Raw genomic sequence first — 26,097 nt, forward strand, 5'->3', positions numbered from 1 at the left:
TCTCCTACTCCTTCACGTCACGTAAGAATGAGTTGCCAATTGTCCCTGTCCGTACAATTTTCAGATCCACTTGGATTTTGACTGGGAGCTCCTTGAACAATTCCTCCCACCGCTCCTTATGCTGATTCCAGTAGCCTGGATAGGCCCGGTGGACAGCTTCGCCGAATCCAAATATATCTGCACCTACTGCCTGCGCTCGCTGCAGTGATTTGGTTGAATGGCTAATCATCACTTGTTCTGCCGCCTGCTCCAATTGATGTAAGGTAGACTGCTGGCTAGTATCCATTTCGCATTCAACATCCGCAACATTAGCCTCTGTTCGTATGAAGACGTTGATTTCTGGTCGATTATTCGTAACCTTTGCCTTCACCTTGGTCTTGGAATGAATGACCTCCACCCCCGCCTTCCCCCCAGACTTGCAGGGAATTTGAACGTAGGTGTTCTCCAAATTATCGGTCAGGTTGCTGTATCCCTTGCTCTCCGCCTCATTCATCCACCCCACGAGCTTGTCTCCCTTGAAGATAGCTATGCCTGAATACTTTAATAGCGCCTGGGTCTCGATCAGCTCCACGTTCTCCTTCTTCTTTCCCGCCTCACTATCCCCCTGAATCAATATCCCTGTCAGCACTGCTTCCTTCCCGTAACTGGTTATATTCGTTATCAAATCATCCAGCCGAACACCAACCGTCGGTGCCCAGGTCTTATCCGACACCTCTAGCGACTTATACATTTTATTAGCAGGTATTTTATCGAGCGGTGTATTGAAATTCAAAATATCTCTTGCCGTAGTTCCCTTAGCAACTACGAGATAAAAATCAGTACGCAGCTCTTGATCACGTGATAGGAAATCAAGCGGCTTGCTGATGCCCTCACGCGCCATCTCCTCTCCAAAAACAAAAATTCGCAGATGCGAGAAATACACCTTGCGAGGTGTAATCGTGGTCATGCGTCGTATCGCTTGGAACACCGTATTTCCTTTTGCACTATAGAGCGTTACAGGAGCCCTGTTGCCGCTCGGTTTGCGTGCCGATACCTCGCTGGGATCGACAACCTGCACAAATACCTCATACTGCCCATTGTCTGCTCTATCAATTCCCATCCCTACCGCTATGGCCAAATCATTCATCTCACGCCGATTCCAACAGCCGGAGACGAGCAGACCAAGCAGCAGAAGCAGCAGGCAGCTGATGAGAGCGGATCTCCGCTTCATGACTGTCGCCCCCTTTTTTACTTGATGATGTTGTTATTTTGTTGGCGGCTTGGGCTTAGCTTGTGCCGGAGGCTGCTGCCGATTCTTATTGTTCGGACTCATATAGCTTGGTCTTGTCCGCATTGCCCACTGCGGCAACCGAAAGATCGTATCTTTCTGATCTTTGATAATGATAGGTGCCAGCGGACTCATATAAGGGACGCCAAAAGAGCGCAGGCTGCACAAGTGGAGCACAATGGCGATCAGTCCGATGCAGACCCCGAACAACCCAAAAGATGCAGCGAGCAGCATGAGTGGAAAACGCAGCATCCGGAACGCATTCGACATGCTGTATGCTGGAAATACGAAGCTGCAAATCGCCGTCGTCGACACAACGATGACCATCGCAGCAGAGACGATACCCGCATCGACCGCAGCTTGTCCAATGACGAGCGTTCCCACAACTGACACTGCTGGCCCAATCATTCTTGGCATTCGGATTCCTGCTTCCCGAAGCAGCTCGAATAGAATCTCCATCATAATCGCCTCGATGACAGCAGGGAAAGGGATCCCTTCCCGCTGTGCCGCCAAGCTGATCAGCAGCTGCGTTGGAAGCATCTCCTGGTGGAATGTCGTAATTGCAACATATAGTGATGGCCCTAACAGTGCGATGAAGATACCGATATAGCGAAGGATACGAACTAGACTGCTAATATCTGAACGAAAGAAGTAATCCTCAGCCGCATGGAGGAAAGATACGAATAGCGCAGGAACTACAAGTACGGACGGTGTGCCATCTACGAGAATCGCAATCTTCCCTTCCAGCAGCTCTGCTGCAATGACATCTGGACGTTCTGTATTGTATACCGTCGGGAAGGGAGTAAACGTCTTATCCTGAATCAATTCTTCGATGTATCCACTCTCCAGAATGCCGTCAATATCGATTCGAGCCATACGGTCTCGTACCTCTTGTACGACCTTGTCATTGGCGATCCCTTGAATGAACATAATTGCGACATTCGTTTGTGTGAGACGACCGAACGACTTCGTCTCCACGCGTAAATCCTGATGCTTGATCCTTCTCCGAACCAGTGATGTATTCGTTCGTAGTGTCTCAGAGAACGCCTCACGAGAACCTCGAACAGATGGTTCTGTTGTTGCCTCTACTACACCGCGATCCTTCCATCCCTGTGTGCTGGCTGACAACCCCGTCGTATAGCCATCTAAGAGCAGTACCGTATTACCGGACAACACCTCTTGGAATACATCCTCGAAGCAGGCTACAGACTGAATATCCCCTACTGCAAGCACTCGCTCTTGCAATAGCTTAATCATATCTGTAGACCCACCCGTCCCAGGCTGTGAGCCTGATTGCGAGCTTTGTTGCGCACCTTGGTGTGAGCCCTGTTGCCAGCTTTGTTGCGGGCCTTGCTGCATGCCTTGTTGCGCGCCTTGCTGCGCGCCCTGTTGCGAGCCTTGTTGCGGGCTCTGGTGCGGGCCTTGTAGCGAGCCTTGTTGCGGGCTCTGTTGCGGGCCTTGTTGCGGGCCTTGTTGCGGGCCTTGCTGCGAGCCTTGTTGCGGGCTCTGGTGCGAGCCTTGCTGCGAGCTTTGTTGCGAGCTCTGGTGCGAACCTTGTTGCGGGCCTTGCTGCGCGCCCTGTTGCCAGCTTTGTTGCGTGCCGCCTTGCTGCGAGCTTTGTTGCGAGCTCTGGTGCGAACCTTGTTGCGGGCCTTGTTGCGGGCCCTGTTGCCAGCTTTGTTGCGGGCCTTGCTGCATGCCTTGCTGCGAGCCTTGTAGCGAGCCTTGTTGCCAGCTTTGTTGCGGGCCTTGCTGCGAGCTTTGTTGCGAGCTCTGGTGCGAGCCTTGTTGCGGGCCTTGCTGCGCGCCCTGTTGCCAGCTTTGTTGCGGGCCTTGCTGCATGCCTTGCTGCGAGCCTTGTTGCGGGCTCTGTTGCGTGCCTTGTTGCGGGCCTTGTTGCCAGCTTTGTTGCGAACTCTGGTGCGAGCTCTGTTGCGTGCCTTGTTGCGGGCCTTGCTGCGAGCTTTGTAGCGAGCCTTGTTGCCAGCTTTGTTGCGGGCCTTGCTGCGAGCTTTGTTGCGAGCTCTGGTGCGAACCTTGTTGCGGGCCTTGCTGCGCGCCCTGTTGCCAGCTTTGTTGCGGGCCTTGCTGCATGCCTTGCTGCGAGCCTTGTTGCGGGCTCTGTTGCGGGCCTTGTTGCGGGCCTTGTTGCCAGCTTTGTTGCGAACTCTGGTGCGAGCTCTGTTGCGGGCCTTGTAGCGAGCCTTGTTGCGGGCTCTGTTGCGTGCCTTGTTGCGGGCCTTGTTGCGAGCTTTGTTGTAAGTTAAATTGGGAACTTAATTGATCTCCGTTCGAGGAGGCGGTAGAAGGTGCAGATACAGACCATGCAGATCCGCCCGAGCCTCCCAGCTGATCCGGCCTACTGTTCGTGGCCATGGCACCTTGTGATGCAGCTGAATCTGCTTGCTGTGTGGAATTATCACCTTGCAATATTTGACTATCGTTCAAGAGCGACTCCATCATAAAATCAGTTATAATCGCCTGGTCGGCTAGTCCATCCGTATATACTAATGCGATTCTTTGCTCGCCCTTGCCCCCAACTCGCAATTCACGAATCACAATATCAGAGCTATTGCCGAGCTTCGTCCGAATATAATCCAGATTGCGTTGTAAGCTTGCTTGCAGCTGATCCATAGACGTCCTTCCTCGCTTCTGCAGTTGATCGCATGCCTGCTTTTTGTGCTGCTGGCCTTCCGCCGACAGCCATAGATTCTGCTTTCCAGTATTGCCGTGCATTCAGCCAGTTAAACCGCCAGTCGATTCATACCCGCCCCCTTAGTCGACAGGCCTTCCCCTCAGTGATACTATGGGAGTAATATATGCTACCAAGATTATGCCAGCACGCTGGAAAGATGCATGCCGGCTCATACAGGAGGGACAGCCAACATGGCGACACGAACCAGAGGAATGACGCTCGTATATACAGGTGATGGCAAAGGGAAGACGACAGCAGCAGTCGGGCTATGCGTCAGAGCGGTTGGACATGGCTTCAAGGTACTGATGCTCCAGTTCATCAAGAGTCCCAAGCGCTCTTACGGAGAACAGGCTTCGCTGGAGAAGCTGGGTGTTGAAGTAAGACAGCTGGGGATCGGATTTACTTGGCTGAAGACACCGGAGGAGCATCGTGAAGCATTCAAGCAGGCATGGGCGATTGCGAAGCAGGAGATCCAGTCTGGTGATTATGATCTCATCGTACTGGATGAATTGAACAACGCACTTGCAATTACAAGCTTCCCGATTGATGATGTTCTGCCAAGGGCTGAGGTCGTCGAAGTGATTAAAAATCGTCGCGAGCATCTGAATATCGTGATAACAGGACGTTCAGCTTGTCCGGAAATCATGGAAATTGCAGATCTCGTATCGGAAATTCAGCCCGTGAAGCATTACTACGAAGAAGGCATTCCTGCCGTGCTGGGACTTGAATTTTAATTCATTCTATCTATCTCTCGATTATTCCCTTCATCAAGGCTGCATGTCCCTACGATCTCTACCTGGAGACAAGCAGCCTTATTCTATTACCTGCGTCCCTCTTAGCAAACCGCGGCAACACTCCGATGACCCTGACTTACTTTCCATCATTCCTCATTGCACAATTTGCCTATTTTTTTATTGAAATGAGGGTAATTATCCCTCTTTTTTCCATACCATATAGATTGTTACTTCAACCTTTTACCACTTTACTATAATATAGAAAAAAAAGATGAAACAGCTTCTTTCCATCGCAGACAGGAGGATCGTTTATGGGAAAAACTATCGCAATCATCGGAAGCAGCGGAGGCAACCTATACAACTTAGGAGGCAAAGACCCCCTTAAGCTGCTTCAGGAACTTGTCATCCAATTGGAGAGTGCTGGGATTGGCTGTGGGGCGATTCAGTTCGTTGGCGCAGACGCATCAATGGACAACGCCAAAGGCTCTACGCAGGCTGCCCTGTATGGCTGGGATGAGTCGCTCCAGACTCCGAAGCGACTTGCAGAAGGATCACTAGATGAGATCAATCAGGTTGCCACGCAATTGGATCAAGATATTGCGGCGCAGATTCGCCAGGGTCGTATTGGCGCACTCATTATGATGAGTGCAGATCCTACCCGCACCAACGCATATGCCGTGGAAGCAGCGATAGATATGAATCTGCCGATCACAGGAACTGGCGGCACGTCCATGGCTCTCACCAGTGCCAAGGGAGCGAATGTGCTGGCCGTGTCTGGCACGACCGGAACGACGAATCGTACAAGAGCAGTCACGTTCGTGACCACACTATGTCAGCATTGGGGATTGACCTATCGGCCAATTATCGGCGCAACTGCTGATGCCACATCTGGCAGAACTGGAGAAGGCTCGCCCTGGAGACGCATTAGCATACGCGGCATTATGCTCGCCTCTCTGCCCGGCTTTATTGCGATGGCACTGCTGCTTGCCTTAAGTAAAATCCCTGCACTGGCCGGACTTAGCGAGATATTCGACATTATGATCAAGGCGCTCCCTGTCATACTGGCAGCTATTGCAGCGAAGCAAATCTCGGATCTTGATGAGGTATCCATCGTCTCAGGTATCATCGCTGGAGTCATGTCTGTCGAGGGCGGCATTATTGGAGGAATCATTGGGGGAATTGGGGCTGGACTGCTCGGGCACGCCCTCTTTCGTAAATGTGTGCAGTGGCGCTTCCCTGCTACAACTGTCAACATTGTCGCCGGCGGACTCTCCGGCTTAATTTCTGGGCTTATTGTCTATTTCATGATTGCTCCAATCGCCCTGCAAGCCGGTGAAGGTATTCGCTGGCTGCTGGAAGCAGCTGTATCTACAAGCTCAATACTAGCCGGACTGCTCGCTGGACTGCTCATATGGCCTGCCATTCTAGGCGGTGTATATCATGCAGCCATCCTGCCCATTGTCCTGCTCGAAATGGAGCGGACCGGTAATAGCTTCCTTGGAGCTGTAGACATGGCTGGACTTGTCATGGTGTCTGCCGGTATCACGTTAGCGAATATAATTGCCCCTCGCGATAAGGGAGAAGCAGCCGTCGCCGTACCTGGCTTTCTGATTAATATCGGGTTCGGCACATTCGTAGAAGCAGCGTATCCCTTCATGTTCTCGAACAAATTCATCTTCGGCGGTGCTATCGTATCCGCAGGGCTGGGCGGCTTATTGGTCGGAATGTTCGAAGTACAAGGCACCGCATACGTTCCTTCGTTCATGGCGCCTCTGTTATCCAATAACATGACTGGATTCATCGTTGCGATGGTCGGGAGCCTCTTATCTGCCTTCATGATTACATTGACCGTCAACCAACTGTCACGCAGATCCAAGCGGCTTGAGCATGTGACCAAGCAAGAGGTACATACCGACAATCTTGCCGGATAAGCCAAGCATTCATATCACAACCTTCAACCCATCACCAAACTAAAAAGCGCTGGAGACTTCGCGAACCATTCCGCTTGCTCCAGCGCTTCTGTATGTGGACATACATATAAATAAAAATTACATGATATGAGTTCAACTGTGCACAAGATACAAGTCTATGACGTTACCGCTTGCGAATCATGAACAAGTAGCTCAGTACCGCGCCAAGTCCGCAGCATGCAATAACAACACCCATCGGAACGGCTGTATGGCTGCCGGCAATGCCGACAAGCGGAGCAGCAAGCGAGCCTGCAATGAAGGACATCAAGCCCAGCATAGCCGATGCGCTGCCCGCTCTCTCCCCTTGGCCCTGCATCGCTAGAGAGAAGCCTGCCGTATTGACCACCCCTGTACTCGATACAACAATGAACAGGGCGATGACAACTGCAATTAACGGTGCCTGCAGCAGTATCGCAGCTAAGAGCAGCAAACCACCGCTAACGGTTTGAACAATTCCTGCAATGAAGAGCCGCTTCTCATGGAAGCGAGACGCCAAGCGGCCCGTAATTTGTGTCGCAATGATGAGCCCAAGGCCATTGAGTGCAAAAAACAGGCTGTATGCTTGCGGGGATGCGCCGTAAATTTCCTGCAGCACAAAGGGTGATCCCGATATATAACCGAACATCGCAGCGAAAACGAAGCCTTGTGTGCAGGCATATCCCATGAATTCACGATCAGACAGCAGTGTATGGAAGGTTGCCATCGTCGTGCGCAGACCGCCGGTAGAACGGCGCTCAGGCTGAAGTGTCTCCGGCAAACCGAACCATGCGGCGATCATCATAAGCAGACCGAGCAAGCCGAGCACGATAAACACCCCATGCCAAGTCGTAAACTTAAGCAGCTGCCCTCCAGCAATTGGCGCTAATATTGGAGCCAACCCGTTAATAAGCATGAGCAGGGAGAAGAACTTCGTCAGTTCACTGCCCGAATACATGTCGCGCACCATGGCACGGGCAATGACAATGCCTCCAGACCCAGCCATGCCCTGAATGAAGCGGAGGGCAATCAGGCCCCCTATGGACGGAACAACAGCACATAGAACAGAAGCTATCACGTAAATGGCGAGTGAGAGGATCAGCGGCTTCCGGCGCCCTCTTGCGTCACTGAGAGGTCCCAGCATCAACTGACCAAGAGCTAAGCCCATGAGACAGGCAGTTAAGCTCAATTGCGCGAAGGAAGTGCTCGTCTGCAAGTCACTCGCCAACATCGGCAAAGAAGGCAGATACATATCAATCGACAACGGACCAATCGCTGTCATCGATCCAAGAATAACGGCCATGGACAGCCTCTGCTTCCGAGTAGGTGCAGACATGGCTGAAGCCGTATTACTGTGTTGCACAGGTATACTCATAGATGGTTTTTCAATTCCTTTCTTCAATCGTAATCACGGCTGCAACCAACAATACAAGATATGTCAATTTCAACCTACATACATGTAACCATTATAGTTACAACATTACAGCGAATCAACCCTAAATCCTGTAAAGCTCTCTGTTCCGTATTGATAGGCAAATAACAACAGCCCCCACTTCATGTAAGAAATGAGGGCCGCCGCTCGCTTGACCTGCCACGAGGCAAGAAGCGCATCTATTCATGATGATATCGATTAATTGCGAATGAGATAATCGAATGCACCCAATGCTGCTGTAGCACCAGATCCCATCGAGATGATGATCTGCTTGTATGGGCTATTCGTGCAATCGCCGGCTGCAAATACACCAGGTATGCTTGTTGCACCATGGCTGTCTACTACGATTTCACCCATGCGAGTGCGCTCAACGGTATCAGCTAACCAGTCTGTGTTCGGCACAAGACCGATTTGTACGAATACACCTTGCAGCTCAACATGCTTCGTCTCCCCCGTAGCGCGATCGATATAGGAGATGCCGTCAACCTTATCTGTACCGGTAATTTCTGACGTTTGCACGTTCTTCAATACCGTTACATTCGGTAGGCTGTACAAGCGGTCTTGCAATACAGCGTCGGCTTTCAGTTCTGGAGCGAACTCAAGTACCGTCACATGTTTCACAATACCTGCAAGGTCAATTGCGGCCTCAATACCAGAGTTCCCGCCGCCAACGACTGCAACATCTTTGCCTGTGAACAGAGGCCCGTCACAGTGTGGACAGTAAGCTACCCCTTTGTTCTTGAACTCTGCTTCACCAGGGACGCCGATGTTCCGCCAACGGGCACCTGTCGATACGATTACGGTCTTACTTTTCAGTACAGCACCGTTTTCGAGTTCAATTTCGATAAGGTCCTTCTTCTCCAAGCGTTTTGCACGCTGAAGCTTCATGACATCGATATTGTACTCTTTCACTTGATTTTCAATATTCGCTACGAGCTGAGGACCTTCCGTGTATTTCACACTGATGAAGTTCTCAATGCCAAGCGTATCATTGACCTGACCGCCGAAGCGCTCTGCAACGATACCCGTGCGGATCCCTTTGCGTGCTGCATAAATCGCCGCACTCGCACCGGAAGGCCCGCCGCCGATAACAAGAACATCGAATGGATCTTTATTATCGAACTCGGATGCATCTGGAGCTGTACCGAGCTTAGCCAGAATTTCTTCAACGGTCATACGTCCGCCGCCGAAGAATTCGCCGTTCAGGTATACGCTAGGGACAGACATAACATCCTTGCTCTCTACCTCTTCCTTGAATACGGCACCGTCAATCATCGTGTGCGAAATGCCAGGGTTAAGAATGCTCATCAAGTTCAGCGCCTGCACAACATCCGGACAGTTATGGCAGCTCAGGCTGATATAAGTTTCAAACTTATATTCGCCGCGAATGCTTTTAATTTGATCAATCACACTCTGCTCTACCTTAGGAGCTCTACCGCTCACTTGCAGCAAAGCCAATACCAAAGAGGTAAACTCATGACCGAGCGGAGTACCGGCAAAAGTAACGCCTGTATCTTCACCTACACGGTTCACACTAAAGCTTGGAGTGCGGGACAACTGTATCTTCTCCACAGTAATCCGAGACGACATGCCAGCGAGTTCCTCCACCAAGGACAGCATCTCCGAAGACGCATCATCAGAGCCAGCGCTGACCTTGAGAACAATATCTCCCTCAAGAAGCTGGAGATATTGTTCGAGTTGTGCTTTGATATCTTGATCTAATGCCATTGTAAGGACACTCCTTAGATTTTACCCACGAGGTCAAGGCTTGGCTTCAATGTTTTGCCGCCTTCTTGCCATTTCGCTGGGCAAACTTCACCTGGATTGTTGCGGACATATTGTGCCGCTTTGATCTTGTTGATAAGAGCACTTGCATCACGACCGATGCCGCCAGCGTTGATTTCAGCTGCTTGAATGATTCCATCTGGGTCGATAATGAACGTACCGCGGTCTGCAAGACCTGCTTCTTCGATCAATACGTCGAAGTTGCGGGATACGATATGGGATGGGTCGCCGATCATAATATATTCAACCTTGCCGATAGCCTGGGAGCTTTCATGCCAAGCTTTGTGCGTGAAGTGTGTATCTGTGGATACGGAGTACACTTCAACACCCAATTTCTTCAGCTCTGCATATTGGTTTTGCAAGTCTTCGAGCTCAGTAGGGCAGACAAATGTGAAGTCAGCTGGATAGAAGCACACTACGCTCCATTTACCTTTGAAGTTCTCTTCTGTAACTTCGATGAATTGACCTTTTTGGAATGCATTTGCTTTGAATGGCAGTACTTCTTTTCCGATAAGTGACATAGTTACTATCTCCTCTACTTTGATTTATGGTTTATTTAGAGCATGTCGGTAGCAACACACTCGGTAACACACTTTATAATAATTATTATTAACTAAACGATTCAATCTGTCAAGCTATTTTATAATAATTATAATATGAAAATGATATTCTTTCTCAATTGGGTCGTAATTCAGACATACCTTCTTCATTATGCTGTTAAATAAGGCGAAGTATTCATTTCTCATTCTCAGGTGAATGCCGAGCTGCAGTTCAATGCTACTTATTTATTACCCTATTTGAACCGTTAGCAATCTCCTTCATTAAGAAATTCGATCACCCTGTCCATCTTCCTTCCTGTTTACGAAAAACATCGGGAACGATAGCAAAGAAAGTACTCATATTGAAAAAATAGCACCAGAGTCTCACCCTGATGCTACCCTGACTTTTTCTAATTCTTCTATATAGAAGCATAAAACACAAAACCTCAAACGCTATGAAAATTACAGTAACCCTTTGCCTGGGCGATCTAAATGATACAAGTTGCGGTAGCGCGGATATTGCTCCATAAGCTCGGCATGCGTACCATGCATTTCCACCTGGCCATTTTCGATAAATACGATCTCATCCATCTGCTCAACACCAACAAGATGGTGGGTAATCCAGATGAGCGATTTGCCCTTCATCGTCTCGAACATGGTCGCCAGCAGCTCCCGCTCCGTCTTCGGATCGAGACCGACTGTCGGCTCATCGAGGATGACGACTGGCGTACGCTGAAGCAGTACGCGCGCCAGCGCGATGCGCTGCCGTTCACCACCTGAGAAGCGCTGTCCGGTCTCCATCATTGCCGTATCGTATCCTTTCGGAAGGGAAGCGATCAGTGTATCCAGCTTAACCTGTTCCGCTACCTGACGAATCTCTTCATCCGAAGCACTGCGCCGGCCTAGACGAATATTGTTCGCCACTGTCGTATCGAATAGATGTGGACGTTGATTTAGCACAGACAGAATCTCTGGGATATGCTCACCATACTCGTCAGCACGAACATTGTTGATCATGACGCTGCCAGACTCCGGCATAAGCGCACCTTGAATTAAGGTAGACAATGTGGACTTACCGGCACCGCTGCGTCCGATAAGCGCAATCTTCTTGCCTTGTGGCACATCAAGTGATACCCCATCAATCGTTAAGGAGGCCGATCCTGCATGCCGGAAGCTGACTTGATCCAAGCGGATATGGGTAGACTCGCGCGCTTGCTGCAGCAGTTCTGGCTTCACATTCGCTGCGCTGCCGACAGTTTGTTCCACAGGCGCCTCTCCCATGCCCGACAGACGTTCTAACGAATCTTCATACTGAGGAAGCTTCTCTACTGCTTCCGATACCGGCAGGAAAGCTTCCATTAGAGGGAATACAACAAGGCCGAACGCCGCAATCATGACGGCAGGCATATTTCCATCAGCCGCTTGACCGCCAGCCCAGTACACCATCGTAATGACCGTCAAGCCGACGACAGACTGGGCAATGAGTGTCCGCCACCGCGCCCACATCCGTAAATCTCGGTCTATACGGGCCACTCGCGCCTCATCCGCTTCATACGAATCGACGAATTGGGGAGCTCGGCCGCTAATGACCCAATCGCTCATACCAAGTACCGCATCCGTCAGCTTCCGATATAGCCCGCTGCGCTCCTGCTTCATTAGGCGGTGCTTCCGACGTGTGAACCATAGCGATATCCATGGCAGAATGAAGACGAGTACGGCAATATATAGTGCCATCAGCAGTGCGAACGGGAGATCGAACCAGCCGAGGGCTGCGATCCCTGCCGCATACATTACAATCGCGACAATGCTCGGAAAAATAGTACGTACATAGACATTTTGCAAATGTTCAATATCATCTGCCAGCACGCCAAGCACATCCCCTGTGCGGAATCGGGAGCGAATGAATAAAGCTTGCGGCTCCAAAATCCGGTACAGGCGAACACGCATCTTCGATAAGATGCGAAGCACGGCATCATGACCTACAAGCCGCTCTACATAATGCACGACGGCTCTGCCAATACCAAATGTGCGCACAAGCACAATCGGTACATACACCATGAGGATGTTCTCCGGACGTGCAGCTGATTTGGATATCAAGAATCCAGAGGTGAACATGAGCGCACTCGCGCACAGTACTGTCAGCATGCCGAGGAAAATAATGAGCGCGAAGCGACCGCAGTAGCGCCGCAAATAAGGGCGCAGCCATTGATTCTGTTCACGTGTCATGATATCCCCTCCTGCTGCGAAATCAACATGCTGTAATACACGCCTTGGCGTTCAAGCAGCTCCTGGTGCGTACCTGCCTCTGCTACCTTTCCATGATCCATGACGATAATCCAATCCATATCTTCCATCCAATGCAGGCGATGCGTCGCAAGGAAGACCAGCTTGCCTTCGAACAGCGATAGCATCGTCTGCTTCAGCTCATATTCTGTCTCAATATCCAGATGGGCCGTAGGCTCATCCAGCATCATAATCGGTCTGTCGCTCAGGAATGCACGAGCAAGCGCCACACGCTGCTCCTGTCCGCCGCTAAGAGAGCGGCCTCCATTGCCAATAAGCTCATCCCGACCATTTGGCAGCTCAGCAGTCAATGTAGACAAACCAGCGGCTGCAAGGGCGCGATCCACTTCTTCATCAGAAGCTTCAGGCGCATAGAATCGGATATTGTCCGCGAGCGACACGTTGAAAAGATACGGATGCTGAGGAATATAAGTCGTCAGCTGACGCCAAGCTTCCTCATCAAGCGATGACACATCCACGCCGTTCAAGGTGAACTGTCCTGATGTCGGACGAAGGAAACCGCCAAGCACATCAATGAGCGTAGACTTGCCTGCCCCGCTCTCGCCGACTATGCCGACTTTCAGAAGCCCCGTCACCTCACACGTCACATCCTTCAGTGAAGACGGTCCATCCGCTTCATGCTTCACACCTATACCGGACAAGGCGATTGTGCTGTCCTTCGTCCAAGTAAGAGAGGACGGAAGCTGTAAGGCATTTTCCCCTACTTCAGTTTCATGTTTAATGATCGCATCAATTGCTTTTCCAGCTTCTTTCCCGTTCAATGTTGCATGATAATCCGCGCCAACCATGCGAACAGGCAGGAAATACTCAGGGGCTAAAATCAGCACCGTAAGCCCCGTCACCAATGTCATTTCTCCATTAATAAGACGGAGACCCAGGCCGACTGCTACAGAGGCCACGGATAACATCGTAAAGAAGTCAAGGGCGAAGGAGGAGAGAAAAGCAACACGAAGCGTACGCATTGTCGCAGAGCGGTATTTGTCACTCACTTGCCCAATCGTATCACTGTGCTTGCGGCTCTGCCCCAGAAAGCGAAGCGTCTCCAAGCCTCGCAGCGCATCGACAAAGTGGTTCGATAAAATGCGGTACGACTCCCATTGTCGATCCATCTGCTTGCGCGCAGCAAGCCCAACCAGTATCAGAAATACAATCAAAATCGGCAGCGTCACAATCAAAATAATACCGGACGCCGTATCTAGCGTGAGCACATAGAGTAGGATGAGAATTGGCGTAATGCCCGTACCCATCATCCGAGGAAGAATCAGTTCCACATACGTGCGGAATTGGGAAACCCCTTCAAGCACAAGAGTTACGAGATTGCCCGTACCTTCTGACTTGGCAAAGCGAGGTCCATACTGGAACAACTTATCCATCAACTGACGCCGCAAGTTTACCCCTGTCTTCTCGGCGAAGTTGTAGGCTACCTTCTGCATAAGCAAGGTCGTCACTTGACGGACGGTAAACGCAAGCAGGAACAGACCCATATTTGCGGCTTGTTCCTGCAACGGCGCGCCGGCAAACAGGGCGGAGATAACCTCCGCCAGCTTGATTGCCAGACCTATGATGGATAGTGTTTGCACAAGAGTAAGGACGGCAATGATGAACATCGTCGGCCTTGCTCCATCATACTTGAGCAAATTTTTATCCATTAGTATTCTAAATGCTCCTTCTCGTGAAGCCGTTTATGGAAGACGAAATAACTCCAAATTTGATATCCTAGAACGAATGGCAGCAAGGTTAGAGCTACAATCGTCATAACTTTCAATGAGTATTGCCCAGAAGCTGCGTTATGAATCGTTAAGTCGAATGCCTTATCAATCGAGCTAATCATAACACGCGGGAATAATCCGATAAAGACAGACGCGATCGATAGAATGATAACTCCGCCCGTCATGCCGAATGCCCAGCCATCGCGCTTCTTCGCCATGAAGTAACCAGCGAGCACATAAACAATAACCCCAACTACAGCAACAGCTGTTAAGATCCCACCGCGAACCTCAAATACATCCGTCTTGAAGTACGTCATAGCACCGAAAGCAACAAACAATACCGCCAAAGGCACTAGCAGCATCTTCGCTTGCTTACGTGCGCGCTCCTGCAAGGAGCCAATTGTGCGCAGCGTTGTGAACATCAAGCCATGCACGAGGCACAGTACCGTAACGGTTACCCCGCCAAGCAATGTATACACATTCACCATATCGAACAGTCCAGCCTTCATTTCCATCTGGCCGTCAATTGGCAAGCCTTGAATCAGCCCTGCGAATACTACCCCGAACAAGAATGGAGGAAGCAGACTTCCTAAGAAAATCGCCCAATCCCAGGACTTCTTCCAGCGTTCTGTCTCTTTCTTGCCGCGGAATTCGAATGCGACACCGCGTCCAATCAATGCAAGCAGCAAAACGACAAACGGCGTGTAATATCCGCTAAACAGCGTAGCATACCAGTTCGGGAACGCAGCGAACATCGCCCCGCCGGCCGTAAGCAGCCATACTTCATTGGCATCCCAGAACGGACCGATCGAGTTGATTAATACGCGTTTCTCTCCATCTGTACGGGCCAAGAACTTTGTCGACATGCCGACACCGAAGTCGAAGCCTTCCAAGAAGAAGAATCCGACAAATAACACTCCAACTAGTAGAAACCACAATTCATTAAGAGATAACATGTTGTCCCTCCTGATCAAACGGGTCATTCGAATGTTCTGCCTTCAACACTTCATTCGGACCCTTTTTGATGACACGAACGAACAAATACACAAGCACGATAGCAAGTACGGTGTAAATTGTCGAGAATGCGATAAGCGAGAATAGCACTTGACCGCCCGACACGCTCGGCGAAATACTGTCTTCTGTCCGCATGAGACCGAATACCGTCCATGGCTGACGACCAATTTCCGTCATAATCCAACCTGCTGTATTCGCAATGAACGGCAATGAGATTGCATAGAGCATGAAACGCATAAACCACTTATTCGGATTGCCCAGCTTCTTGCGTGCTGCCAAGAACCAGCCATACATGCCAAGCAGAATCATCAATGTTCCGGCAAGAACCATGATGCGGAAGCTCCAGAATGTTGTCTTCACCGGTGGAATGTAATCGCCTGGGCCATACAGTTGTTCATATTCCGCTTGCAATTCCTTCATCCCGCGGACTTCGCCGGAGAACTTACTATAAGATAGGAAGCTAAGCAAGTATGGAACTTTGAATTCCATGCTGTTCTCTTGCTTGTCTGTATTGATTGCTGCAAATACCGTCCACGGCGCAGGGTCGCCACTTGTTTCCCATAAGCCTTCACTTGCCGCCATCTTCATTGGTTGGGTATGCATCAAATATTGTGCCTGCTGGTGACCGAAAACCGCAACCAGAATAGAAGAGACCGTAGCTACGATAACACCAATCTTGAACGATTTTTGGAAGAAAGAAACGTCCTGCTTCTTCAGCAGTTTATAAGCACTCACCCCAGTGATGAGGAACGCTCCTGTTGCAAATGCACCGAAAATCGTATGCGGGAATTCAACAAGCAGCTGACCATTTGTCAGCAGCGCGAAGAAATCGTTCATTTCCGCACGGCCATTGTTAATCTCGAATCCGACCGGACGCTGCATGAAGGAGTTCGCCGCCAAGATCCACAAGGCGGACAACGTTGTACCGATGGCTACAAGCCAAATGCACAAGCAGTGCACCTTCTTCGATAAGCGATCCCATCCAAATATCCATAATCCGATAAACGTTGATTCCATAAAGAATGCCAGCAATGCTTCAATCGCAAGCGGCGCACCGAACACGTCTCCGACGAAGCGAGAATAGTTCGACCAGTTCATCCCGAACTGGAATTCCTGAATAATACCTGTGACAACACCGACACCGAAGTTAATGAGGAACAGCTTCCCCCAGAACTTCGTCATCTTCTTGTACTCTTCATTTCCCTTGACGACATACATCGTCTCCATCATTGCGATGAGCAATGCTAGACCAATCGATACCGGTACGAAGAAGAAGTGAAAAATCGTCGTCGATGCAAACTGAATGCGCGATAATAAGATCGTATCCCACATATCGTTGTCCTTCCACCTTTCTATTTATACTCTCAATTCCTATGCTGAATAGGCTGTAATGCCTGCGTCGAACACGGGATCAATGACGTTGATTACATGTTCCAGTTGTATTCTGTCAGATACAGAAACGCTGCAATGTGATATTAATCACAATTTTAAAGCAATTACTTGATCAAAATAAGAACATTGTGTCGAATTTCACAAATATGTCGAAAAAAAGTGAAAAAAAGAAGAAAAAAGACATTGTGCCTTCTTTCCTCTTTACAAGCAGCCCGCAGTGTGCTGCACCTTTTTACCAAAAGTTATTCTGAAATTTGTCACGAATTTGGGCATGTCACATTGCTGTCACAACAATGTATTTCACTGCATCTATTTTTATTTATACAGGTCGATCGTATCAATCTTGCGAATCGTCAAGTAACCAATCACTACACCGAGCGCAGCAAAAGCAAATGGCACTGCAATAATGGACCACAGAGTAAATCCGCCAGTCGACGAGCCTAGAAAGCCTGCAATTAGAATGGAGCTCGTAATGGTCGCCGCCGCTGAATATTTGCGCATGCCGAACCATAATGGAATCAGACTTAAGCAGCTGGCTGCTAAAGAGTTGATAACACTAGTTGTCACTTGATGCGCGACCATACTTATTGTCGCCGTGCCAGGTACAGTGTGCGCATAAGAATTGTATAAGAGGAATCCACTGATTAGTACAATATTTGATAGAATAATGGCAATGAAGGTGTACAAGACCACAATGATCAGCTTAGCTGTCATGAGCTTTTTCCGTGGAATCGGGTACATGAACATGACCGTTATAGACTTGCTCTTGAACTCATCAATAACCATTCGGCTTAGCAATACCGAGGCCGTAATAATGAAGGCTACCTTCACAAACGTATCGATGATACTGAATACCTCGGATATATCATGGAACGCGATATCGCTTGTATCTCCATAGATTCCAAGCAGAATAAAGAGGAAAATCCCGATCGTGACATACATGGCCGTACGTATATAGGTAGCAAACCGGAATTTCTTCAGTTCCAGTCGAATGAGCTTATTCACGAGCAGCCCCTCCATTCAACAGCTTCATAAAGTAATCCTCCAAGGAATGATGCTTCTTATGGACAGACTCAACCATGACATCGTTCATAACAAATGCCTTCGTAATATCTTGCTGAGACACCCCCGATTGATAGATACGGATGATCCGATTGTCTGTAATGCGGAAATTCGAAATATGCATGACTTCTTCAAGCACATAGGCTGCCTTGCTCGCATTATCAGTGATGACCTCAATGAATTCAGACTGCTGCGCCCGGACCCGCTCCATTGGCACTTCCTCCAACAGCACCCCATGGTTAATGACACCGATCGTGTCCGCAACCAACTCCATTTCCCCTAAGATGTGGCTGGAGATCAAGAGCGTAATGCCGAACTCGCGTGACAGCTTCTTGAATAGGTCACGTATCTCCTTAATCCCAATTGGGTCAAGACCATTGATCGGCTCATCCAGGAGCAACAGCTCTGGCTTGATCGATATGGCCCGCGCGATGCCTAGACGCTGCTTCATCCCGAGGGAGAAGTCCTTCACCTGCTTGCGTTCAATGCCGTTCAGCCCTACCAGTTCCAATGCTTCCCCAATCGCCTGCTTATTATGGTAGCCCATGTAATCGCAATGAAGCTCCAGATTCTCTTGCGCAGTAAGGCGATCATAGAAGATCGGCTGCTCAATAATCGTTCCCATGCGAGATAGCAAGGAATAGGATGAGGGCGTCATCTTCTCGCCGAACATCTCAATCTCACCGCTCGTTGGCTGCACGAGATTTGTCATCATTTTCATAATCGTCGTCTTCCCCGCGCCATTGGGGCCAAGGAATCCGTATATCTCGCCCTTCTTAATATTCATGCTCACATTCGATACGACATCTTTGCCCTGATAATTCTTCGTCAAACGATGCGTCCGTATAAGGAAGGTCATTTCATTTACCCCTCTCATCTCTTCTGATATCCTCATTGTATCGATGAGCTATTTCTTATTTCTTACCTAATCCTTACGAATTCCTTACGTTCTTTCCGTCTTGACATACAAATAAGGTCCGCAGAGTGCCATACTGGTTACAGCACAGCAAATCTCTTCGAACCTTGTAACCCTTCCTTCGACGATAATAGACCTGAACCGTCTATTCATTCTCAGCCAGCACCAATCGGTTTCTCGTAGAATACCTCAAGATATTCGCAGGAGCTTAATTGTAAAAGTCGTTTTCTTATACGGCTTACTATGAAGTTCTATCGAACCGCCCATTGATTCAGCGAGCCGCTTCGTGATCGTTAACCCCAATCCGCTGCCTTCGTAATTTTTGTTGCGGGAATCCTCCAATGTATACATGCGCTCAAATACACGGTCTTGGTGCTGTTCAGGAATCCCCTTGCCACGATCCCATACATCTACGAATAGATGCGTATCATCACTGCGCAGGGCTATGCCCAGCACACGGCCATCAGCCCCATACTCTATGGCATTGGAAATGAGATTGTTCAGCATGCGATCCAGTGCGTCTTCATTTCCCCTCGCATAGAGAGAGGCTTCCGGAATCTGAATATCAACCTCGACCCCCTTCTTTGTAAGCCGCTCATAAAATTGGAGAATATTCTTGCGGCATAGCTCGCTCATATCGACTCGAGTCAGCTCGACATGCTTGTCCCCAGATTCCAGCTTCGCTAAATCAAAAAAGGTATGTATAAGCTCGATCACTTCTACCGTCTTGCCATGCACCCGTGTGAGCAGGCGATTCCGTTCTTCGTCACTAATGCGCTCACTGCTCAGATTCAGCGTCTCCAAGTAACCAAGTACAACAGTAAGCGGGGTCTTCAGATCATGAGAGATGTTCGATATCATCTTCCTCATCGCGATCTCCGTCTTCGCGTAATTCGCCAGTGCCTTCTCATGATCGACCAGTAATTCATTTATTTGCTCAATGACCCCAATAATCTGCTTATCATCCGTAAACAGCAGAAGCTTCTCGGCAGATTGTGTCCGATGAATATGTTCCAACTTCTTTTGAATTTCTGTTAATTGCTTATTTCGTCTTGAATGATTCACATGCTGCGTGTAGACTACGATCAACAGGATTACCATACATATAGATAAAAGGCCCGTTATCATCATTGCTCAACCTTCCCACTTGTAGCCAATCCCCCACAAGGTCTTAATATGGATAGGATTCGACGGATCGTCCTCAATCTTCTCCCGCAGCCGGCGAATGTGAACGTTAATGACATTTTCATCGCCATAGTATTCATCGTTCCATACAAATCCATATATTTGTGCTTTTGTGAACACACGATTCGGGTTGGTTACGAATAACTTTAAAATATCGAATTCTTTGGAAGTGAGTTTCATAGTTTCTTCTTGCTTCTGTACAAGATAATTATCAAGATCGATTAGCAGTTGACCTGCCTGAATGACGTTCTGTTCGGGCATCGGCTTCACCGTATCGATCTGAACGTACTTCGTAGCGCGTCTAATTGCCGCCTTGATTCTCGCAGAGATCTCTATCATCGAGAAGGGCTTCGCGATATAATCATCTGCGCCGAAGCCAAGTCCGAGTGCCTTGTCTACATCGCTGTCCTTCGCGGACATAATGAGAATAGGGATTGCGCTCCGCTCTCGAACAAGCTTAATCATCTCAAACCCATCCAGCTTCGGCATCATCAGATCGACAATCATCATATCGTATGTGTCAGAGGTGAACTTGGCCATGCCTTCTTCACCATTGGTTGCGGTCACTACATAAAATCCTTCCCTACTCAAATAATCCGATACCATTTCTACAATAGAAGCGTCATCTTCTACGATCAACAGCTTATGCTGCATGCCAGACTCACACCTTTCTCAGACCTTCTCGTTCATTATAGAACAATTACTTAATTTTGGGTCAAATCCCATTGGAAAAGGTAAGTAATAAAAAAAGCTGAAAATCCCCATAAATAGGACCAATAGCGGATAGAACTGGAATAGAGTCCGGACAGCATGCCCGACTCAGGTCTAGGATATAACCGAACTGAGGGCCATTTTCATGAATGAGGAGTTAGGATACGATATTAGTACCAGATAACAAGGAAACGATTGGCAGCTCAGCGCAATCGAATATATAGACGAAGACTCAACTACGGCGAAGGAGTGTTATGAACATGTTCGAACGGATGGAAGCACCGTCCACACCGGGCAGGGCGAAGGTGCTTGTACTATCAGGCTCGATTGGCCACGGCCATATGCAGACTGCACAAGCAATTAAAGAAACGGCTGAACGCTGGTACGGTACAGAAGCAGATGTACACGTTGTTGATTATATGGAGCAGGTATCTCCTCACTTGCACAGTGTCGGCACGTATTGCTTCGTACAATGGGTGAAGCTGTTCCCTAGCATGTACGGGTACTTGTTCAATATGACTCGCAAGGATCGCAAGCTTGCACAATTATTGAAGGGAGTTCGCTTCACAAGCTTGCGCCCGCTGATAAAGCTCGTAGAGCAGATGAAGCCAACTGTCATTGTCAGTACGTTCCCTGCTGCCAGTGCAGCAGTATCGAAGCTGAAGGAGCGCGGCATGATTGATTGCCCAGCTGTCACGGTCATTACTGACCATACAGATCACAGCTTCTGGCTGCATCCCTATACAGATTTATATTTAGCTGGCTCTGAAGATGCCAGGACGCAATTGATTGAGCAGGGTGTTCCTCAATCCCGCATTCAGGTGACGGGAATTCCGGTTCGTCCAGCCTTCTATGAATCCTATTCGAAGACAGAACTGCGCAAGAAGTACGGACTTGATTCCTCCAAGCTGACCGTTCTTCTGATGGGTGGTGGCTGCGGTTTGATGGATCCATCCATGTTGGATGTCATTGAGCAAGCTGGATGGGCACAGGATATGCAATTTATCATCATTTGTGGCAGCAACGATAAGCTTCGTTCACAATTAGAACGCTGGGCCGAATCCAGCCCGCTGCATGTTCGTATTGAAGGCTATGTGAAGCCTGTGCACGAATATATGGCGATGTCCGACCTAATGATTACGAAATCCGGCGGTGTTACTACCTCCGAGGCAGTTGTCCAACAGCTGCCACTGCTCGTCTATAAGCCACTTCCTGGTCAAGAACAGGATAACATTCGCTACTTGCTGCGCAGTGGGGTTGCCTGCTGTGCGGAGGATGCAGAAGAATTGGTTGCGCAGTTGTCGATCTTCTCCCGACATCCGGAGACACTGCAATGGATGCGAGAGCGCGCGCAAGAAGAGGCTCCACGTTCCCCATTCCATGCGATGGATGCGATCGTGAATGCCCAGAGATACTCCTTATCGCGACGCCACACAATGGACCAATGGCTGAACGAGACAATTGTGTAACTTTTCAATTTGCTTTCTTCACCTACCGCATAGGGCTATTCGCTTTATACTACGTATAAAGCAGAATAGCTCTTTTTTTAGAGCCATGCACCTGGCATTTTGCTTTATACTGCACGATCACATATCATATGAGTAACCATCAGATTCTATCTTTCACGAAATTTGTTAGGAGTCATATAGAGACAGTGTAATAATATGATCTAGTAAAAAAGAAGGGAGTGTGATTTGATCCAATAAAAATAGACCTCACCGCTCTTACACACCCATTTTGATAGCCTCCATCGTAGACAAGCCCATTCCTTTGGCCACTTTGTAGGTTTCCTGCACTTTTGTCACGAACTTCACAGTTCCACCGGCAATTGCAGCAAGAGCTCTTTCCACTTCAACGAAATTCGGATCGGCTCAAACAGGAGTGATTTAAATTGAAAAAAACTACAGTCAATTACATTCTGTTGGCGGTCATCGTAGCATTTGCCATTTTCGCTTACCTTTTCAATCCCAATCCACTCATAAAAGACATTGCCGTTTCGAGCGCCATTTTATATTTCTTTATTTTGATAATCCTTCTAAAGAGAAAGGACGATAGGCAACAACCAGACGAAGCGCAAAAATCGAAGGGAATTTATTCGGAATTTTACAACGGCGTTTACATCGGTTTCGGCATCGTTCTGGGCATTAATTTTTTCATCCAACTATTTACCGATGATGAAACCATGAAAATGACTTCAAGGGTGTTCACCTATACCTATGCCGCTATTTTAGGCATCATCTACTTGATAAAGCGGAACAAGTAACAGGAGCCACAATTCAATAAATCCCACTTATGTGGACATGATTTTCCCTTCAACCGGTTATAGTATCAAGGAATGCCTAACAAGGAGGGATCTGTTCAATGGAAGACACCAAGCAATTCGTGGATAAACTGCATGAAGACCAGCAGAAGGCGAAGCGCAACCAGCAGCGCCATGGCGAAGGCAACCCGGGTTCAAGCTTGCCGGGAAAGCAGCACAGCACTAACAAATAAAAAAAAGAAAAGCCGCGCAAAAGATCCCGAAGCCGCATTCAATCGCGGTAAGGAATCCTGCACGGCTTGTTTACTATATAGGGGAATCATTCATCCTGCATACTCTAACTTTATCTACAACGCCAAACAGAAGGACGGGCGCATGCGTTGACTTAGACGAATGTGCAGCAGTACGATAGACAGGGGGTTTCCGAAATTCGACAGACTAAATGAACAAGCAAAGAAAGCCTAACGTGGAGCCTTATTTACATTGAATCATGATCCGAGGTGGAACCATTTGTAATTCAAGAGCAAGTCACGCTAACGTTACAACGAACAGAACTTCCGAACCCAGCTACGTAAAACTACGCCGCAGAGATGTCCGCCAAGCTGCCGTCGTCCTTGCGCAAGGCTTTATGGATGACCCGCTATATGAGCATATGCTTCCGGAGCGGACAACCCGCCTTGAGGTGCTCATCATCTTCTTCCGCAACTATATTGCCATGCTGTATGAGGAAGCCGACCTGTATGCAACGTCCGAACGGCTTGAAGCCGTTGCCCTCGTGTTCCGCTCTGAGCGGACAGGAGTGTCCCGGTTCTCACATGCACAGTACTTGTACCGAATTGCTTGTGCAATTATCAAATCAATCCCCATGTGCCGTTATATCAGCTTCCATCAATTTCTACGTGGACTGTCAACGCTTAACTCCATGAGCTCCGCCTGGATATCCGAACTGAACGAGCAGGATTATATCCATTTGGACATGCTTGTCGTGCAGCCGCAATGCCGCGGCCAGGGTTTCGTCAGCCAATTGATGAGGCCCTTGCTCTCTGAGTGCGATGCGCGTGGCATTCCTTGCACGCTGGAGACACATAACCCGAGCAACATTTCCTTGTATGGACATTATGGATTCGAAGTGGTGGATACAATCCCAATGCCCGGGAATAGCGTATCCCAACAATACTGCATGGTGTATCGTCCCGACAAATAGATAATTCACACTTTTTACATGTATTTACATTTACTAAGCCGCATATGATCAATTATCCCTGAGCATAGGTTAAAATAACCTATGCTCTAATTTATATACGAACAGGAGGACATATGTACATCGATATATTGTTGCTTCATCATCTCATGATTAAGCCCAAGCACGGCTATGAGGTAAAGAAGCAGTTGGAGCGTCTGTTCGCTGACACCATCCGTGTCAACAACAATATGCTCTATCCCTCCCTTCGCAAGTTCGAACAGATGGGGGCCATTACAAAAGAAGTGGACGCCCGGCCTGGGAAGCCTTCCCGCCACATGTATGCCATTACTGAGTTAGGAAAAAAAATGTTCCATAAGCTGCTGCGGGAATTCCCTCCGGAATTTGCAGCTCATGAGAATGAATTCATTGTTCGCGTTAGTTTGTTCGATTATTTGCAGCTTCCCGAACAGCAGGCGATTTTGAACGCCCGAACCGATTATCTTCGCAGCCAACTCGAAATCATTACCCAAGGACAGTCACTCACCGAAGGCAAACCTTTCGCCATGAGCACGTTTCAATTCCTGATCAAGAAGCTTCGAGACGAACTGAACTGGATCGAAACTCTTAACGACCAGCTATACAATTACGGAGGAGGTAAATCAATTGAAAACAAAGGGTGAAATTTTTATTCATGAGATTACTGGGTTCAAAACGAAAGAGCAGTTGTGGAATCCGTATGCCTGGTTCCAGCATATGCGTGAAAAGAACCCTGTCTATTACGACGCAGAGCAGGATGTGTGGAATGTATTCCGCTATGAGGATGCAAAACGAGTTCTCTCGGATCATCAACTCTTCTCCAGCGTACGCGACCGTAGTATCGTCCCCGTTCCGAGGGATAACAGCGGTATCAGCCTGACCCTCTCGGATCCTCCGATACATCGGAAGCGCCGTGCGCTTATTGCCAAAGCATTCGTTCCACGCAGCTTGGATCAGTGGAAGCCGAAAATTCAAGCAATCGTCGATGGATTACTTGACAACATGCAATCACAGAGCACGGTGGACATTGTGAAGGCATACGCTGTCCCGCTGCCTGTGACCGTAATTGCCAACCTGCTTGGCGTGCCGTCACGGGATTGGGAACAGATCAAACACTGGTCCAACATTTTGTTCATGGGCCATCATCGGGGGAGCATTGAGCAGCAGAAGCTTCAAAAAGACACTGCCATTAAAGAATTCTCAGCATATTTACTCCCCCTTGTTTTGGAGAAACGAGCACACCCTCAAGATGACATCTTGTCCGACCTGACCATGGCAGAATACGAAGGAAGCCGATTGACCGATGAGGAAATCGCAAGAACTGGTATCGGCCTCTTGGGTGCCGGAAATGAAACGACAACTACACTCATTACGAATAGTTTCTATAGTCTGCTCTATGATCAACCGTCTGCTTATAAAGAGCTGCTCCAACATCCTGAGCTTGCCCCGCAAGCGATCGACGAAACACTGCGCCACCGGTTCCACATCTCCATTGATCGTACAATCACGCAGGATACGAATGTGTTCGGCCCGCCTATGAAGAAGGGGCAGATCGTGATCGCTTGGATGAGTTCCGCGAATCGGGACGACAGACAATTTGCCCATCCAGAGAAATTTGATATTCATCGCATAGGCAACGACAAGCATTTGACCTTCGGCAGCGGCCATCATTTCTGTCTTGGCGCACCACTTGCCCGGCTGGAGGCAGAATATGCGATAACATCCTTCGTCAAGCGGTTCCCTTTCGCTTCCGCATCGGAGACCTTCTACCTTGACGAGCATATGCCTGATCACAGCCACAAACTCTCCAGCCTACCGATCCGAATTCATGGATAGTCCATTTCCATCTCCAACTCCACCTTTCCGCAACAAGAGAAATCTATCGCCGTATTTTTAGCAAATTCGACAAATTTTTTAAATGAACTTA

General features: G+C 48.8%; 21 protein-coding genes. 8 read left to right on the forward strand and 13 right to left on the reverse strand.

What is annotated here, in order from left to right; all coding sequences use genetic code 11:
* Positions 1–4 precede the first annotated feature (4 nt).
* Together M3661_RS01300 and M3661_RS01305 are read right to left on the reverse strand one after the other, a co-directional pair.
* On the reverse strand, positions 5–1,210 hold the full coding sequence (locus tag M3661_RS01300) for a Ger(x)C family spore germination protein (protein ID WP_251481538.1): 1,206 nt from the start codon (positions 1,208–1,210) through the stop codon (positions 5–7).
* A gap of 33 nt (positions 1,211–1,243) precedes the next feature.
* Positions 1,244–4,003, reverse strand: a complete 2,760-nt coding sequence (locus M3661_RS01305; protein ID WP_251481541.1) for a spore germination protein — start codon at positions 4,001–4,003, stop codon at positions 1,244–1,246.
* A 150-nt stretch (positions 4,004–4,153) separates the two neighbouring features.
* On the opposite strand from M3661_RS01305, the gene M3661_RS01310 reads away from it, so the two are divergent.
* A complete protein-coding gene (locus tag M3661_RS01310; protein ID WP_065292351.1) occupies positions 4,154–4,696 on the forward strand; it encodes a cob(I)yrinic acid a,c-diamide adenosyltransferase in 543 nt (180 codons plus the stop codon).
* Between the two features lie 311 nt (positions 4,697–5,007).
* Positions 5,008–6,627 carry a PTS sugar transporter gene (locus M3661_RS01315; RefSeq protein WP_251481544.1) on the forward strand — a complete coding sequence of 540 codons (1,620 nt, stop codon included), beginning with the start codon at positions 5,008–5,010 and terminating at the stop codon, positions 6,625–6,627.
* A 163-nt stretch (positions 6,628–6,790) separates the two neighbouring features.
* On the opposite strand, the gene M3661_RS01320 is transcribed toward M3661_RS01315, so the two are convergent.
* From M3661_RS01320 to M3661_RS01370, 11 genes are all read right to left on the reverse strand, one after another.
* Positions 6,791–8,017 (reverse strand): multidrug effflux MFS transporter, encoded by a 1,227-nt coding sequence (locus M3661_RS01320; protein ID WP_397376480.1) that lies wholly within the window; start codon positions 8,015–8,017, stop codon positions 6,791–6,793.
* Between the two features lie 255 nt (positions 8,018–8,272).
* Positions 8,273–9,802: an alkyl hydroperoxide reductase subunit F gene (ahpF, locus tag M3661_RS01325; protein ID WP_251481548.1), complete on the reverse strand. Its 1,530-nt coding sequence runs from the start codon at positions 9,800–9,802 to the stop codon at positions 8,273–8,275.
* 14 nt (positions 9,803–9,816) lie between these two features.
* Entirely contained in the window at positions 9,817–10,380 is a 564-nt protein-coding gene (gene ahpC, locus M3661_RS01330; protein WP_021257326.1) for an alkyl hydroperoxide reductase subunit C, read from the reverse strand.
* 480 nt (positions 10,381–10,860) lie between these two features.
* Positions 10,861–12,624 (reverse strand): thiol reductant ABC exporter subunit CydC, encoded by a 1,764-nt coding sequence (gene cydC / locus M3661_RS01335; protein ID WP_251481552.1) that lies wholly within the window; start codon positions 12,622–12,624, stop codon positions 10,861–10,863.
* Complete coding sequence (cydD, locus tag M3661_RS01340) at positions 12,621–14,351, reverse strand: thiol reductant ABC exporter subunit CydD (RefSeq protein ID WP_251481555.1); 1,731 nt, start codon at positions 14,349–14,351, stop codon at positions 12,621–12,623. The genes cydC and cydD overlap by 4 nt, the downstream gene beginning before the upstream one ends.
* Complete coding sequence (gene cydB, locus M3661_RS01345) at positions 14,351–15,367, reverse strand: cytochrome d ubiquinol oxidase subunit II (protein ID WP_251481558.1); 1,017 nt, start codon at positions 15,365–15,367, stop codon at positions 14,351–14,353. The genes cydD and cydB overlap by 1 nt, the downstream gene beginning before the upstream one ends.
* Entirely contained in the window at positions 15,354–16,757 is a 1,404-nt protein-coding gene (locus tag M3661_RS01350; RefSeq protein ID WP_021257330.1) for a cytochrome ubiquinol oxidase subunit I, read from the reverse strand. The genes cydB and M3661_RS01350 overlap by 14 nt, the downstream gene beginning before the upstream one ends.
* 375 nt (positions 16,758–17,132) lie before the next feature.
* Positions 17,133–17,822, reverse strand: a complete 690-nt coding sequence (locus M3661_RS01355; protein ID WP_251481561.1) for an ABC transporter permease — start codon at positions 17,820–17,822, stop codon at positions 17,133–17,135.
* Positions 17,815–18,738, reverse strand: coding sequence for an ABC transporter ATP-binding protein (locus M3661_RS01360; RefSeq protein WP_065292345.1), 924 nt, complete (start codon positions 18,736–18,738; stop codon positions 17,815–17,817). The genes M3661_RS01355 and M3661_RS01360 overlap by 8 nt, the downstream gene beginning before the upstream one ends.
* A gap of 246 nt (positions 18,739–18,984) precedes the next feature.
* Complete coding sequence (locus tag M3661_RS01365; protein ID WP_251482109.1) at positions 18,985–19,920, reverse strand: sensor histidine kinase; 936 nt, start codon at positions 19,918–19,920, stop codon at positions 18,985–18,987.
* A gap of 9 nt (positions 19,921–19,929) precedes the next feature.
* Entirely contained in the window at positions 19,930–20,634 is a 705-nt protein-coding gene (locus tag M3661_RS01370; protein ID WP_142544928.1) for a response regulator transcription factor, read from the reverse strand.
* Between the two features lie 317 nt (positions 20,635–20,951).
* Between M3661_RS01370 and M3661_RS01375 the strand changes: the two genes are divergently transcribed.
* The 6 genes from M3661_RS01375 to M3661_RS01400 all read left to right on the forward strand — a co-directional run bounded on the left by M3661_RS01375 (position 20,952) and on the right by M3661_RS01400 (position 26,006).
* Entirely contained in the window at positions 20,952–22,160 is a 1,209-nt protein-coding gene (locus M3661_RS01375) for an MGDG synthase family glycosyltransferase (RefSeq protein ID WP_251481564.1), read from the forward strand.
* 422 nt (positions 22,161–22,582) lie between these two features.
* Positions 22,583–22,954: a hypothetical protein gene (locus M3661_RS01380; protein WP_251481568.1), complete on the forward strand. Its 372-nt coding sequence runs from the start codon at positions 22,583–22,585 to the stop codon at positions 22,952–22,954.
* Positions 22,955–23,052: 98 nt separating this feature from the next.
* Positions 23,053–23,184 (forward strand): DUF4023 family protein, encoded by a 132-nt coding sequence (locus tag M3661_RS01385; RefSeq protein ID WP_021257338.1) that lies wholly within the window; start codon positions 23,053–23,055, stop codon positions 23,182–23,184.
* 257 nt (positions 23,185–23,441) lie between these two features.
* A complete protein-coding gene (locus M3661_RS01390) occupies positions 23,442–24,155 on the forward strand; it encodes a GNAT family N-acetyltransferase (RefSeq protein WP_251481571.1) in 714 nt (237 codons plus the stop codon).
* 113 nt (positions 24,156–24,268) lie between these two features.
* The gene (locus M3661_RS01395; protein WP_065292338.1) at positions 24,269–24,814 is read left to right on the forward strand and encodes a PadR family transcriptional regulator; all 546 of its coding nucleotides are present in this window, start codon (positions 24,269–24,271) and stop codon (positions 24,812–24,814) included.
* On the forward strand, positions 24,798–26,006 hold the full coding sequence (locus tag M3661_RS01400) for a cytochrome P450 (RefSeq protein ID WP_251481574.1): 1,209 nt from the start codon (positions 24,798–24,800) through the stop codon (positions 26,004–26,006). Before M3661_RS01395 ends, M3661_RS01400 begins: the two co-directional genes overlap by 17 nt.
* Positions 26,007–26,097: the final 91 nt, after the last annotated feature.

It is taken from the genome of Paenibacillus sp. MER 180 (assembly GCF_023713665.1).
GTDB lineage: Bacteria > Bacillota > Bacilli > Paenibacillales > Paenibacillaceae > Paenibacillus_B > Paenibacillus_B suaedae.